General features: G+C 67.7%; 13 protein-coding genes and 1 tRNA gene. 9 read left to right on the top strand and 5 right to left on the bottom strand.

The window, feature by feature from the left end:
• The first annotated feature begins 163 nt into the window (after positions 1-163).
• The 8 genes from FND50_RS10930 to FND50_RS10895 all read left to right on the top strand — a co-directional run bounded on the left by FND50_RS10930 (position 164) and on the right by FND50_RS10895 (position 6,618).
• A tRNA-Gln gene (locus FND50_RS10930) sits at positions 164-234 on the top strand.
• 75 nt (positions 235-309) lie between these two features.
• Positions 310-1,812, top strand: a complete 1,503-nt coding sequence (gene glmU, locus FND50_RS10925; protein WP_005255563.1) for a bifunctional UDP-N-acetylglucosamine diphosphorylase/glucosamine-1-phosphate N-acetyltransferase GlmU — start codon at positions 310-312, stop codon at positions 1,810-1,812.
• Positions 1,813-1,844: 32 nt separating this feature from the next.
• The gene (locus FND50_RS10920) at positions 1,845-2,789 is read left to right on the top strand and encodes a ribose-phosphate diphosphokinase (RefSeq protein ID WP_397494164.1); all 945 of its coding nucleotides are present in this window, start codon (positions 1,845-1,847) and stop codon (positions 2,787-2,789) included.
• Positions 2,790-2,859: 70 nt separating this feature from the next.
• Positions 2,860-3,495 carry a DUF2461 domain-containing protein gene (locus tag FND50_RS10915; RefSeq protein ID WP_005568654.1) on the top strand — a complete coding sequence of 212 codons (636 nt, stop codon included), beginning with the start codon at positions 2,860-2,862 and terminating at the stop codon, positions 3,493-3,495.
• A gap of 264 nt (positions 3,496-3,759) precedes the next feature.
• A complete protein-coding gene (locus tag FND50_RS10910; RefSeq protein ID WP_144285764.1) occupies positions 3,760-4,323 on the top strand; it encodes a hypothetical protein in 564 nt (187 codons plus the stop codon).
• Between the two features lie 43 nt (positions 4,324-4,366).
• Positions 4,367-4,753: a hypothetical protein gene (locus FND50_RS10905; protein ID WP_144285763.1), complete on the top strand. Its 387-nt coding sequence runs from the start codon at positions 4,367-4,369 to the stop codon at positions 4,751-4,753.
• A gap of 54 nt (positions 4,754-4,807) precedes the next feature.
• Positions 4,808-6,028, top strand: coding sequence for a cytochrome P450 (locus FND50_RS10900; RefSeq protein WP_144285762.1), 1,221 nt, complete (start codon positions 4,808-4,810; stop codon positions 6,026-6,028).
• On the top strand, positions 6,025-6,618 hold the full coding sequence (locus FND50_RS10895) for a TetR/AcrR family transcriptional regulator (RefSeq protein ID WP_144285761.1): 594 nt from the start codon (positions 6,025-6,027) through the stop codon (positions 6,616-6,618). The genes FND50_RS10900 and FND50_RS10895 overlap by 4 nt, the downstream gene beginning before the upstream one ends.
• A gap of 79 nt (positions 6,619-6,697) precedes the next feature.
• Here the strand turns inward: FND50_RS10895 and FND50_RS10890 are convergent, their stop codons facing one another.
• The 5 genes from FND50_RS10890 to egtA all read right to left on the bottom strand — a co-directional run bounded on the left by FND50_RS10890 (position 6,698) and on the right by egtA (position 12,202).
• Positions 6,698-7,891, bottom strand: a complete 1,194-nt coding sequence (locus FND50_RS10890; RefSeq protein ID WP_144285760.1) for a sorbosone dehydrogenase family protein — start codon at positions 7,889-7,891, stop codon at positions 6,698-6,700.
• Positions 7,892-7,964: 73 nt separating this feature from the next.
• Positions 7,965-8,939, bottom strand: coding sequence for an L-histidine N(alpha)-methyltransferase (egtD, locus tag FND50_RS10885; protein WP_144285759.1), 975 nt, complete (start codon positions 8,937-8,939; stop codon positions 7,965-7,967).
• The gene (egtC, locus tag FND50_RS10880; protein ID WP_144285758.1) at positions 8,936-9,682 is read right to left on the bottom strand and encodes an ergothioneine biosynthesis protein EgtC; all 747 of its coding nucleotides are present in this window, start codon (positions 9,680-9,682) and stop codon (positions 8,936-8,938) included. The genes egtD and egtC overlap by 4 nt, the downstream gene beginning before the upstream one ends.
• Before the next feature lies 1 nt (position 9,683).
• Positions 9,684-10,988 carry an ergothioneine biosynthesis protein EgtB gene (egtB, locus tag FND50_RS10875; RefSeq protein WP_144285757.1) on the bottom strand — a complete coding sequence of 435 codons (1,305 nt, stop codon included), beginning with the start codon at positions 10,986-10,988 and terminating at the stop codon, positions 9,684-9,686.
• Complete coding sequence (gene egtA, locus FND50_RS10870; protein ID WP_144285756.1) at positions 10,988-12,202, bottom strand: ergothioneine biosynthesis glutamate--cysteine ligase EgtA; 1,215 nt, start codon at positions 12,200-12,202, stop codon at positions 10,988-10,990. The genes egtB and egtA overlap by 1 nt, the downstream gene beginning before the upstream one ends.
• A 146-nt stretch (positions 12,203-12,348) precedes the next feature.
• Here egtA and FND50_RS10865 point away from each other — a divergent pair, with 146 nt between their 5' ends.
• Complete coding sequence (locus FND50_RS10865; protein WP_144285755.1) at positions 12,349-13,524, top strand: aminotransferase class V-fold PLP-dependent enzyme; 1,176 nt, start codon at positions 12,349-12,351, stop codon at positions 13,522-13,524.
• The last annotated feature ends 20 nt before the right edge of the window (positions 13,525-13,544 follow it).

The raw sequence follows: 13,544 nt of genomic DNA, 5'->3' as shown, positions 1-13,544 counted from the left end.
CACTCGCGACGACGAAGTGCCGCGGGCAGCGTCGAAACACTGCAGGTAGCACCCACTCTATCGGGACGTTCGAGACAAATTTCCGCAGCGGTTCGACGGGCGGCGGGTCGGCATGCGAGGATTCTCTCGCGCAAACGGGCGTGACACCCCGTGTGTGTGGCAATCCGCCGTAGTGTAATGGCAGCACCTCTGATTTTGGTTCAGATAGTTCAGGTTCGAGTCCTGGCGGCGGAGCGGAGCCTGCGGAGCTGATTCCTGCAGGCGGAGCTGTCGAGAACAGCAAGAGCGGAACGATCCAGAGGGAGCTTCATGCCAGTGCAGACCGCCGTGGTCGTCCTCGCCGCCGGCGCGGGAACTCGGATGCGGTCGAAGACCCCCAAGGTGTTGCACACCCTGGGCGGACGCACGATGCTCGCGCATTCCCTCCACGCCGCCGCGGAGGTCGATCCGGCACACCTCGTCACCGTCGTCGGGCACGACAAGGAACGCGTCGGAGCCGCCGTCACTGCCCTCGAGGCCGAACTGGGCCGTCCGATCGCAATCGCCGTCCAGGAAGAGCAGAACGGCACCGGGCACGCCGTCGAATGCGGCCTGTCCGCTCTGCCCGCCGATTTCCGCGGGACCGTGCTGGTCACCGCCGCGGACGTCCCGCTGCTCGACGGCCGCACCCTGCACGCTCTCGTCGACGAGCACCGCAGCGAACCCACGCCCGCGGCGGTCACGGTACTGACGTTCACCGCCCCGGAGCCCACCGGCTACGGGCGGATCGTCAGACTGCCCCACGACGGTGAGATCGCCGAGATCGTGGAAGAGGCCGACGCCACAGAAGAGCAGTCGGCCATCACCGAGGTCAATGCGGGTGTGTACGCGTTCGACGCCGAGTTCCTCCGCTCCGCGCTCGGGCAGCTCAACGCGAACAACGCGCAGGGTGAGCTGTACCTGACCGACGTCGTCAAGATCGCCCGCGAGGCCGGTGCACCCGTCTTCGCCGCCCACCTGTCCGACTCCGCGAAGGTCGCGGGCGCCAACGATCGCGTCCAGCTGTCGAGGCTGGCCGCCGAACTCAACCGCCGCACCGTCGAGAACTGGATGCGGGCCGGCGTCACCGTCGTCGATCCGACGACCACGTGGATCGACGTCGGCGTCACGCTCGCTCGCGACGTCACCATTCATCCGGGAGTGCAGCTGCTCGGCACCACCGCCGTCGGCGAGGACGCCGTGATCGGTCCCGACACCACACTCACCGACGTGACGGTCGGCGAAGGCGCCAGCGTGGTGCGCACCCACGGCTCGGAATCGACGATCGGCGAAGGCGCCACCGTCGGCCCGTTCTCCTACCTGCGTCCCGGCACCGTCCTCGGTGCGTCCGGCAAGCTCGGCGCATTCGTCGAGACGAAGAACGCCGACATCGGAGCGCACTCCAAAGTTCCTCACCTGACCTACGTGGGCGACGCCACGATCGGCGAGTACAGCAACATCGGTGCGTCGAGCGTGTTCGTCAATTACGACGGCGTCACCAAGAGCCGTACGGTGGTGGGATCACACGTCCGGACCGGATCGGACACCATGTTCGTCGCTCCGGTACAGGTCGGTGACGGTGCTTACACCGGCGCCGGCACGGTGCTGCGTTTCGACGTACCACCGGGGGCACTCGCGGTCTCCGGCGGGAAGCAGCGCAATATTGACGGCTGGGTGCAACGAAATCGGCCCGGTACCGCCGCCGCCGAGGCGGCAGCCGCCGCGGGACCGCACCACAGTTCAGATCTGCACGAAACCGAGAAGCAAGATTTAAAGGATGGCATAGAGCAGTGACCGCGAATTGGATCGACAACCAGAAGAACCTCATGCTTTTTTCTGGTCGCGCGCATCCGGAGCTGGCCGAACAGGTAGCGAAGGAACTCGACGTGCGGGTCACCCCGCAGACTGCCCGTGACTTCGCGAACGGCGAGATCTTCGTCCGTTTCGAGGAGTCGGTCCGCGGCTCCGACGCCTTCGTGCTGCAGAGCCACCCGGCCCCGCTGAACACGTGGGTGATGGAACAGCTGATCATGATCGACGCGCTCAAGCGTGGATCGGCCAAGCGCATCACCGCGATCCTGCCGTTCTACCCCTACGCACGCCAGGACAAGAAGCACCGCGGCCGTGAGCCCATCTCGGCTCGCCTGATCGCCGACCTCCTCAAGACGGCCGGCGCCGACCGCATCATCACGGTCGACCTCCACACCGACCAGATCCAGGGCTTCTTCGACGGCCCCGTCGACCACATGCACGCCCAGGGGCAGCTCGCCGAGTACATCCGCGGCAATTACGGCACCGAGAACATCGCCGTCGTCTCCCCTGACTCCGGTCGCGTCCGGGTCGCCGAGAAGTGGGCCGACACCCTCGGCGGCGCGCCGCTGGCGTTCATCCACAAGACGCGCGACCCGCTGGTGCCCAACCAGGTGAAGTCCAACCGCGTCGTCGGTGACGTCGAAGGCCACACCTGCATCCTGATCGACGACATGATCGACACCGGTGGAACCATCGCCGGCGCCGTGAAGATCCTCAAGGAGGCCGGCGCGGGCGACGTGATCATCGCCGCCACCCACGGTGTCCTGTCCGATCCGGCGGCCGAGCGCCTCGCCGCGTGTGGTGCCAAGGAAGTCATCGTCACCAACACGCTCCCGATCGACGAGTCGAAGAAATTCCCGACCCTGACGGTGCTGTCCATCGCCCCGCTGCTGGCTCGCACCATCAAGGAAGTTTTCGAGAACGGCTCGGTCACGTCGCTGTTCAACGGCAACGCCTGAGCGCTTCGCACCCGTGAGTGGTTGACGAGTCCAGACACTCGTCAACCACTCACAGGCGTAGCCTTTCCCTGTGTTCACCGGGATCCCCACCGCTGCTCTCGACTTCTACGAGGACCTCGAGGCCGACAACAGCAAGAGCTTCTGGACCGCGCACAAATCCGTCTACGACGACTCCGTGCGCGCACCCATGACCGCCCTGCTCGCGGAACTCGAATCGGAGTTCGGCGCAGGCAAGGTGTTTCGCCCCTACCGCGACGTCCGGTTCTCGAAGGACAAGACGCCCTACAAGACCCATCAGGGCGGATTCGTCGAAACCCGCCCCGGCGTGGGCTACTACGTGCAGATCGACGCCGCCGGACTGTTCGTCGCGGGCGGCTTCTATTCGCATACCCCGGTCCAGGTCGGGCGTTTCCGTGACGCCGTCGACGACGACCGCAAGGGCCGCGAACTCGTCCGGCTCGTGAAGAAGGTCCGGTCGTCGGGATTCGAGATCGGCGGCGACACACTCAAGACCCGTCCCCGCGGCGTCGCCGAGGACCATCCGCGACTCGACCTGATGCGTCACAAGTCGCTCACCGCCAGCCGGAGCTACCTCTCCCCCGACTGGATCGAAACTCCCCGCGCCGCTGACGAAGTGCGCACCGCCTGGCGTTCGATGCGGCCGCTCGTCGACTGGCTGACCACCGTCATCGGTGCCGGAGAATGAAACTTACCGGTCGGGAAAACACGTGTGGCACACAGCGTTTGCGGAGCAGTTTGCGAGCATCGGCATGATCTTCGTCACGCTTGGCCGCAGAACCGCAGGTCGTACTTACGGCGATGTGACTCGCACGCTCGATTTCCCCTACTGTGGCTCGTCGTGATCGACGCGCAGACTCTCTCCGGCCCTATCGATATCGCTGCAATTCGAAACGTCCGGCGTTGGTCGCCGGGGGCGTGCGTGTGGTGCGGAGACGACAACGCAGTCGAAATGTTCCGTAACGAACCTCGCTGTGGCATTTGCCGCGAGAAGGAATCGGTCATCGACGAGGCCCGCCGCTTCCTGGGTATGTACGGTCTGCGTCCGCTCGGCGGCACGTTGCAGTCGGACGACGACGAAGAGCGTGAGCACCGGGTCAACGCCCGCGATGCGCGTCGCGAACTCAACGAGATGAAGCTCTCGGAACTCCCGGACCCGGCCGCCGTGCGCAAGGCCCTTCGTCCCCGGGCGGCCAGTGTGGTGTCGGAGCCGCGCAGCACCTCCCATTCCGGAACGTCGTCGACCACCGCGTCGACCCGCCCGAGCACGTCCCGCACGTCCGCCACGCCGCCGGTGGCACCGGTGCGCACCGACGCCGTCGACGTCGCCGCACTCGAATCCCGCGTCACGGGACTGCTCGATCAACTCTCGGCCATCGATGCCCAGATGAACCTGATCGGTGAGCCCGCCGGACTGGCCGCGCGTGCCCGGATCAGCGACCTCGAGAAGCAGCGCGCCACCGTGCTCCGCACCCTCGCAGCGCTGGAGAAGGCCCGGATCGCGGCCGGCCAGTAGGCCACCCGTTTCGGGCTACCGCAGGGTGATACTGTCGCCCTTCGTGCAGCCCGCCTCCTCACCCACCGCGCTCGTCATCGACGCGAAGAAACCGCCGATGGGCCCGATGCTGGTGACCCCCAATGCGCGCATCAACGGGTATCCCGTGCCGCTCCGGTGGGGACACAACGAAATTCCGGCACCGCCGGGCGTGCACCACATCCAGATCTCGGTCCCGTGGATCTGGGAGCAGGGCAGGGCGCAGATCACCGTCGACAACCGGTACCACCCGGCTCCCGCGGTGTATTACGCATCGCCGTTCAGCAGTTTCAGCAAGGGCGCCATCGGCCATCGGCCGGTGAAGAATCCTGGACTGCTCGGGTTGCTGCTCATCCTCACACCGGTACTCGTCCTGATCCTCGCAGTCGTGGCGTTCGCCCTGTTCGGCTAGGGAAGTCGCAGCCGCACCATTGACACATTGTGGAATGTGTCTCACTATCGGTACATGATCGCACATGTGTCGAGCGTCTCGTTCGTGCCGAGGTCCGGGCAATCGTGGCGGGCCCCGTGGCAGATGTACGCAGACCTGCGCGACCACGACCCCGTCCATCACGTCGTCCCCGAGGACGCACCCGGGAACGACTACTGCGTGCTGTCCCGGCACGCCGACGTCTACGCGGCTGCCCGGGACGCCGAGACGTTCTCCTCCGCAGCCGGCCTCACCACGACATACGGCGAGCTGGAGAAGATCGGCCTGCAGGACAATCCGCCACTGGTGATGCTCGACCCGCCCGACCACACCGCGTTCCGCCGCCTCGTGTCGAAGGGATTCACCCCACGGCAGGTCACCGCCGTCGAGCCGGACGTCCGGGCGTTCGTGGTGGAGCGCATCGAACGACTGCGGGAGACAGGTGAGGGCGATGTGGTGAAGGAACTGTTCAAGCCGTTGCCGAGCATGGTCGTCGCCCACTACCTCGGTGTCCCCGAAGAAGACCGAGCGCAGTTCGACGGCTGGACCGAGGCCATCGTCGCGGCGAATGCGCAGGGCGACACGCTGCAGGCGACGGGTGCGGTCACCGATCTGATGGGCTACTTCGCCGGACTGATCGAGCGGCGGCGCACCGCCCCCGGAGACGACACGATCTCACACCTCGTCTCGGGCGGAATGGGAGCCGACGGCGACGTCACCGGGCTGCTCTCCATCCTCGGTTTCGCGTTCACGATGGTCACCGGCGGCAACGACACCACCACCGGGATGCTCGGCGGCGCAGTCCAGTTGCTCACCGAGCACCGGGATCAGCGCCGCGATCTGATCGAACATCCGGAGCTCATCGGCGACGCCGTCGAGGAATTGCTGCGGCTCACGGCCCCCGTCCAGGGCCTCGCCCGCACGGTGACCCGCGACGTCGAGATCGACGGCACCGTCGTTCCCGAGGGACGGAAGGTGCTTCTGCTGTACGGCTCCGCGAACCGCGATCCGCGCCGGTTCGGACCGGATTCCGAGGTCCTGGACGTGCGTCGCAGTCCGAAGCAGATCCTCACGTTCAGCCACGGGGCCCACCACTGCCTGGGTGCGGCCGCGGCACGGATGCAGGCGCGGATCGCGCTCGAGGAACTGCTGGCCCGCTGCCCCGACTTCACCGTCGACATCGACGCCGTCGTCTACGCGGACGGCAACTACGTGCGCCGTCCGACTAGCGTCCCGTTCCGGGTGCGTGAAGCATGACCGCCGACTGGATGCGGGACGAACGCCCCCGCCTCGCCGCCGAGCGAATCCTCGACGTCGCGGCCCAGCTGTACGTCGAGAACGGCATCGCCGCCGTCGGTATGGCCGAGGTCGCCCGGGCGGCCGGATGTTCCCGCGCCACGCTGTACCGCTATTTCGACAGCAGGCAGGCGTTGCAGCTGGCGTTCGTCCATCGCGAGGCCCGGCGCATCGGCGCGCTGGTCGCAGAGGAGGTGTCCGCGACCGGCGATCCGAAGGACGTGATCGTGGAGGCGATGCTGGCAGCGATCCGGCTGGTGCGCGCCGACCCGGCCCTTGCCGCGTGGTTCCAGCTCGGTGACTCGGGCCTGGCCGCGCAGATCGCACACTCGTCGGATGTCATCGAGTCGCTGGGCACCGCGTTCCTGGGGCAGGCGGGGTTCTCCGGCGAGGAGACGTCCCGGAAGGCACGGTGGCTCGTCCGGATCATCGTTTCCCTGCTCACCGTTCCGGGCGTCGACGACACCGACGAACGCACGATGCTCGCGCAGTTCGTCGCCCCCGCACTCACCTCACACCATCCGGACGAACGGGACGCTCGTTCGATCTGACGCAACGAGCGTCCCGTTCGTCGGGGGCAGGTGAGCGGCAAAGCGTGCGGCGGCACTCCATGCCACTCACGTGGGGGGGTCAGCCCTGGGGCGTGACCCGCAGTACCTGGTCGGTGGAACCGTTGTCCGTGGTGACGAGCAGCGAGCCGTCGGCGGTCGGGGTGACGGACCGCAGGCGGCCGTACTGATTCTGCAGGCCGAAGGTCTGCGCCGTCACCGTCTGCCCGTCCGCGGACAGGCGCAGGAAGATCAGTTGCTGCGACTTGAGTCCGCCCATGACGAGGGCGCCGTCCCACGGTCCCCATCCGGAGCCGGTCACGAACGCGGCGCTTCCGGTCGCCAGGGTGCTGCTGCCCGAACTCCATGCCGCGGCAACGGCTCCGGGCACGCGCACCGGGTCCGTCATCGGCACGGTTTCGTCGTAGATGCCGGGGATGCGGTCGGGCTTGTATCCGTAGTTGCCGCCGGCGACCAGGAGGTTCACCTCGTCGTCCCGTGACGTTCCCTGATCGACGGCGTAGATGCGGCCCGTTCCCGGCTGTTGGGCGAGACCCTGCGCGTTACGGTGGCCCAGCGTGTAGACGGGGCTCGCCGGGTTCGGGTTTCCGGCGGCGGGGGTGCCGTCGGCATTGATGTGGAGGGTTTTGCCGCCCAGCGAGTTCGGGTCCTGCGACACGGTCGGCTGCGCTGTGTCGCCGGTGCCGACGAACAGGGTGCCGTCGGCGGCCACCAGGATCCGGCAACCGCCGTGGCGCCCCTCGTTGACGGGGATTCCGGTCAGGATCGGGTCACCGCGGGTCAGCGCTGTCCAGCCGGCATCGACGGTCCACGACTGGATTCGAATGTCGGTGACACCGCCGCCTTGAAATCCCTGGCACGTGTACAGGGTGCGGGACTGCGCGAAGTTGCTCGCGAGTGCGATACCCATCAGCCCGGTCTCGGACTGCGCGTAGAGGTCGGAGAGATCGGCGGTGACGGGTCCGGTGCTTCCGTCGGCACGCCGGACGAAGAACCCGCCCGACCGCTGCCCGGTGAGAACCGCACCGTCCGGAGCCTGCACCGCATCCCACGGATGGTCGAGCCCGTCGAGGACCGGCGTGACTGTCAGAGCCGGAAGCGTGTCCTCCGTGGGCACTCCCGGGCCGTCGCTGCCGGAGCCGAGGCTTCCCGTGTCGAACGGGAAGGGCAGCGGCTGAGCGGATGCCTGTGTGGCGGCGAGGCCGATCACGGCCGTGGTGGCGAGAGCGAGGACAGCGAGCTTCGGTTGACGCACAAGTTCTCCTCGGGTCGTTGACGCGCTACGCGGCAACTATAAGCGCGCCGACGCCCGAAGTTGATCTTGTCGGTCACCTCCGCGCGGCGCACACCAGCGCGAAGCGGTCGTCGGGATCGGTCCAGGTGCGGTCGACGTCGAATCCCGCCTCCGCCAACTCCCGTCGGATGCCGTCGAGTGTGAATTTGGCGGAGATTTCCGTCCGCAGCTGCTCACCCTCGGTGAATTCCACGTCCAGATCCAGCTCGCCCACGCGGACCGACATGGCACGCTCGGCCTCGAGCCGCATCTCGATCCACTCGTTGTCGGCGTCCCACAGCGCGACGTGCCGGAACTCGTCCACCGGGAAATCGGCGTCGAGCTGTGTGTTGAGGACCCGCAGCACGTTACGGTTGAACTCGGCGGTCACCCCGGCCGCGTCGTCGTAGGCGGGGACGAGGACGGCGGGATCGGTGACCAGTCCGACCCCGAGGAGCAGGTGCTCCCCCGGCTCGAGGACGTCGGCGATCCCGGAGAGGAACTCCGCCCGCTCGGCGGGCACCATGTTTCCGAGGGTGCCACCGAGGAACGCGATCGTGCGGCGGCCACCGCGCGGGAGGTGGTGCAGCGACTCGGTGAAGTCGCTGACGACGCCGCGCACGGTCAGATTCGGGAACTCCACACCGATCTGCTCCGCCGCACCCTCGAGCGCGGACACCGACACGTCCTGCGGTACGTACGTATGGAGGCTTCCGTGCCGCGTGCCGGCGCCCAGCAGCAGCCGTGTCTTCTCCGACGACCCGGATCCGAGTTCGACGAGAATCTCCGGCGCCGCGACCTCGGCGATCTCCCCCGAATACCGCCTGAGCAGTTCCCGTTCGGTACGCGTCGGGAAGTATTCGGGTAACGCGGTGATCTGCTCGAACAGCTCGCTCCCTCGGGCGTCGTAGAAGTACTTGGGAGGCAGCCATTTCGGGTTCGACGTGAGCCCGACGGTGGCGTCCTTGCGCAGAGCGGCCTTCAGCTGCTCGGGCTGCAGGTACACCTCGAGTGTCGGTGTGGTGGTCATCGTGCTCCCATCTCGAGCGGGGTGACGATCAGGTGTCCGGGGCGTGCGCTGACGAAGTGCCGGTCCGGAATCGATTGCCATGCGGGGTTGTCGTCGTAGGGTTCGGACATCAGGATGGCCCGCTCGTCGTCGACGAGCGCCGACAGCGAATGATGCCAGGTGGTGGCCCACAGTTCCGTGCCGTTGCCCAGCAGCAGATTCAGTCGCGAGTTCGGGGCGGCAGCGACGACGGACTGGACCAGCGAACTCATCGCCTTCTCGGGGTCCTGCTCGCCGAGCGCCCGGCGCAGGAGCAGCCACAGCGCGGCCGAATCGGTCGGCGCCTCGAGGTGCAGCAGGTCGCTCACGGGGAGTTCCGCGGCGAGCCCGGCGATCGACTCGGGCCACCCGCGCACCACCCCGTTGTGGCTGAACGCCCAGGTGTCGTCGGAGAACGGTGCGCAGGCCGTGTGCTGCACGGGCATACCGACCGTCGCCGACCGGGCGGCGGCGACCACGGCGTGGGAGCGGATGTTCGGCAACGTCTCTCGCACGACGGGGTCGGACCACAGCGGCTGAGCACTGCGGTAGCGGGAGAAGCCGTCCGTTCCCCACCACCCCACACCGAATCCGTCGGCGTTGATGGTTCCGCCACCCCTCATGTCGTGTGGCGCGTAGGACTGGCGCAGTAGCGAGTTCTCGCCGCGACTCAGGAGGTCGCCCACCGACTGTTCCGGTCCCAGATAGCCCAGGTGTCGGCACATCTCAGCGGTCGTCTCCCGGAAGGTCCCGGGCACAGCGGAATCCGGAGAAGATCTGCCTGCGGATCGGGTGGTCCCAGTTGCGGAACGTCCCACGGCATGCCACCGGATCGGTGCCGAACGAACCGCCGCGCAGCACGCGGTAGTCGCCGCCGTAGAACACCTCCGAGTACTCGCGGTAGGGGAACGCCGAGAAGCCGGGATAGGGCTCGAAGGGCGACGACGTCCACTCCCACACGTCGCCGATCAGTTGATGGACGCCGAGCGGGGACGCCCCCGACGGGTACGCCCCGACCACCGCGGGTCCGAGGTGGTGCTGCCCGAGGTTGGCCAGCGAGGCGTCGGGCTCGTCGTCACCCCAGGGGAATCGGCGCGACCGGCCGGTGAACGGGTCCCATCGCGCGGCCTTCTCCCATTCGGCTTCGGTCGGAAGCCTCTTGCCGTCCCAGCGCGCGAACGCCTCGGCCTCGAAGAAGCAGACGTGCACGACCGGTTCCTGGAGATGGATCGGCTCGGTCACCCCGAACCGCCGTCGCCACCACGTTCCGCAGCCGTCGTTCTCCCAGAACTGGGGAGCGTCCAGCCCCGCTTCGAGGCGGTGCGCCCATCCCCGCTCGCTCCACAATTCGGGACGTGCGTAACCACCGTCGTCCATGAACTCGAGGTAGCGGCCGTTGGTGACGGGGACGGCGTCGATCACGAACGCCGGGACGTGCACGGGGTGCGCGGACCTCTCGTTGTCGAGTGCCCACGGATCGTCCGACGTCCCCATCGTGAATTCGCCGGAGGGAATGACCACTTCGTCCTCGTCCATCGCCCCGCCGACACGCGGCGCGCTCTCCGCGGCCAGTACTGCTGCACCGGTGCGCAGTTGATGGGTGGCGAGCATCGTTTCGGCGTGCTGCTGCTCGTGCTGCGCGATCATGCCGAACGCGAATCCGTTCTCCTCGAGCGGCCGGCCCCGGAACGTGCTGCGGTCGAGCACGTCCCACGCCTTGTCTCGAACAGTTCGTATGTATTCCCTCGCCTCGTCCGGGTTCAGCAGCGGGAGGGACGGCCGGGAGTTCCTCGAATGTTTGAATGCGTCGTATAATTCGTCGATATCGCGGCGGATCGGTTCCCGGCCCCCGACATCCCGCACGAGCCACAACTCTTCCTGATTGCCGATGTGCGCGAGATCCCAGACGAGCGGGCTCATCAACGGGGAATGCTGCGCGACGAGGTCTTTCCCGTCCACACAGTCCGTCAACCCGGCGGTGCGCTCCCGCGCCCGTGTCAACACCGTCTCGATCTTCTCGCGGGTACCCATCAGCGTTCCCCGCTCGGTGCCTGGCCCCGGCAACATCGCTCGGCGGCGGCATCGAGCAGTCTGACGAATTCGGGGTCGGGCGAGTACGCCGCCGCCAGCGACAGCAGAGATGTTGCCGCAGCGCGCAGTTCGAGGTCGGCCAGACCGAACTCGGCCGCGTCCCGCCAGCGTTCGGCGGTGGGCAGCGCCGCGTCGATCGCCTCGGTCATGGCGCCCGGACCCGACAGCAGCGCGTCGATCGCCGCGATGGGAACCCGCCACTGGTCACCCGGTTGCGCGTCGAGGTAGCGCACCTCGAGATGACCGGCCGCACGAACGGGCGGAAACAGGGTGGTGAGATGGTAGTCGAGGTCGGCGGGCATCGGGCGCCCGATCACGTCGTCCAGCGCGCCCTCGACCCAGTCGGCGAAAGTTGCACCGTCGGGCGCAGTCCAGTCCGTTCCGTCGTTGCGGATGCACAGCAGCGGCACGTCCAGTACCCACCCCGCATAGTCCGCGATGTGCGGGGTTCCGGTGGTGCGCGGCGAATCGAGTTCGAGCCACGTTCGCATCCGCTGCGATGCCCATTGCCCGTCGGGTACCCCGTAGAGCCGCGGCGAACACGCGAAGGCCGCGATCAATGCGGGACCGATGGCATGGAGCAGGTGCCACCGCTTCTCCACCGCAACCGGATCGGCCCCGGCGTCCACGCTGATCTGCGTTGCGGCGGTGTTGCACATCATCAGTTTCCCGAATGGCCCGATGCCGGTGAAGTGGGATTCCATCGCGCAGTACCGCGGCGATTGGAGGAGACGCTGCGCGGGCCGGCGGGTGTCTGCGGCCTCGGACGACATGAGGATCGATTGGGACGACAACAGGTCCGCGAGAACCGCCTGATCGGCGGCGAGATAGTCGCACAATTCGCGTGCGGAGTAATAGGGGGCGCTGGACAGTTCGATCTGTCCGCCGGGTTCGACCGTGACGACGCTGCCACCGGGAAGGGGCTGAGCAGGAGAAGAGGGATCGATGGTTCTAGGAGTGTGCGGCCCGAGAGCTTCAGCGAGAGCGGCGAGGTCGGGGCGCACGTTTTCCGGCAGTTGCGCGGTCAGCCACTCCAATTCCGCGCCGATCAGCTGCGGCGGCCCAAGTTTGAAGCACACACCACCCAGGTACGCCTCCGCCGCCGGCCGCGACGTGAAACACGTTGCCTCGACGGACTGAACTGCAGTAGCCATTCGACCCTCCCCTTCGGGCGCCGCCTGAACGTCGTTATCGACATTAGAGCGCCTCGGCCGTCGATGCACGCCCCAACGGCATACTTTTCGAGGAACCTGCACAGGTACGTTCGAGTCCATTCACCGCGAAAAGGGAGGTATCGGACATGCTCGACCTCGAGCAGGCGCGACGGGACACCCCGGGCTGCCTCGACAAGGTGTTCCTCGACAGCGCGGGCTCCTCGCTTCCGCCGACCCCGGTCCTGGACGCCGTGTTCGCGCACCTGCGCCGGGAAGCCGACGTGGGCGGCTACGTCGCGGCCGCCGAACGGGCCGACGATCTCGCCGCCGTCAAGTCGTCCCTGGGCCGGCTGATCGGGGCGAGCGCCGACGGCATCGCCCTGGTGGACAGTGCCACCACCGCCTGGAACGACTTCTTCCATGCCGTCCCGCTCCGGGCCGGTGACCGAGTGCTGATCTCGGAGGTCGAGTACGCCAGCAACGCCATCGCCGCCCTGCAACGGTCCCGGTCCGTGGGCGCGACGGTCGACGTGATCCCCAGCGACCCGGCGGGCCAGATCGACGTGGCCGCCCTCGAGACGCTTCTCGACGACCGGGTCCGTCTCGTGTCCCTCGTGCACGTGCCCACAAACGGCGGTCTGGTCAACCCCGTCCGCGAGGTGACGGAGCTGGCACACTCGCACGGCGCGCTCGTGCTGCTCGACGCGTGCCAGTCGGTCGGTCAGATCGCGCTCGACGTGGGCGAACTGGGCGTCGACGCGCTCTCCGCCACGGGCCGCAAATGGCTTCGTGCACCGCGGGGCACCGGCTTCCTGTACGTCCGGCCGGAACTGGCCGCGACGCTCGAGCCGGCCGCCCTCGACCTGCACAGCGCGGAGTGGACCGCAGCCGATGCGTACCGGCTCGCCACCGACGCCAGCCGGTTCGAATTCTGGGAATGCGACGTCGCCGCGCGCCTCGGACTCGGAGTGGCGGCCGACTATCTCCTCGACCTCGGGGTGGACGAGGTCGAGGTGGCCGTTGCTGCCGGGGCGGAGCACCTCCGGTCGGGGCTCGCGGCGATCCCCGGTGTCACCGTGCGCGACCTCGGCGCCCGCCGCTGCGGAATCGTCTCGTTCACCGTCGACGGGTTCGATCCCGGCGACGTCCGGAAACAGCTGGCCGCCCGCAACGTCACGGTCACGGCCAGCCTGCGTGGATCGACGCTGCTGGACATGAGCGCCCGCGGACTGGACGCCGTGGTGCGGGCGTCGCCGCACTACTTCTGCTCCACCGACGACCTCGACCGGTTCCTCGCGGAGGTGCGGACACTCGCGAACTAGGGCAGTACGCTGGAACTCAC

Source organism: Rhodococcus sp. WB9 (assembly GCF_007558985.1).
Lineage (GTDB): Bacteria > Actinomycetota > Actinomycetes > Mycobacteriales > Mycobacteriaceae > Rhodococcus_F > Rhodococcus_F opacus.
This window is presented reverse-complemented; position numbering and strand designations above follow the sequence as displayed.

Coding starts and splice junctions, on each gene's coding strand:
- egtC (WP_144285758.1), bottom strand. CDS start 9,682: ATGTGCCGACACCTGGGCTATCTGGGACCGGAACAGTCGGTGGGCGAC.
- FND50_RS10910 (WP_144285764.1), top strand. CDS start 3,760: ATGTTCCGTAACGAACCTCGCTGTGGCATTTGCCGCGAGAAGGAATCG.
- FND50_RS10895 (WP_144285761.1), top strand. CDS start 6,025: ATGACCGCCGACTGGATGCGGGACGAACGCCCCCGCCTCGCCGCCGAG.
- egtD (WP_144285759.1), bottom strand. CDS start 8,939: ATGACCACCACACCGACACTCGAGGTGTACCTGCAGCCCGAGCAGCTG.
- FND50_RS10900 (WP_144285762.1), top strand. CDS start 4,808: ATGATCGCACATGTGTCGAGCGTCTCGTTCGTGCCGAGGTCCGGGCAA.
- egtA (WP_144285756.1), bottom strand. CDS start 12,202: ATGGCTACTGCAGTTCAGTCCGTCGAGGCAACGTGTTTCACGTCGCGG.
- FND50_RS10865 (WP_144285755.1), top strand. CDS start 12,349: ATGCTCGACCTCGAGCAGGCGCGACGGGACACCCCGGGCTGCCTCGAC.
- glmU (WP_005255563.1), top strand. CDS start 310: ATGCCAGTGCAGACCGCCGTGGTCGTCCTCGCCGCCGGCGCGGGAACT.
- egtB (WP_144285757.1), bottom strand. CDS start 10,988: ATGGGTACCCGCGAGAAGATCGAGACGGTGTTGACACGGGCGCGGGAG.
- FND50_RS10920 (WP_397494164.1), top strand. CDS start 1,845: ATGCTTTTTTCTGGTCGCGCGCATCCGGAGCTGGCCGAACAGGTAGCG.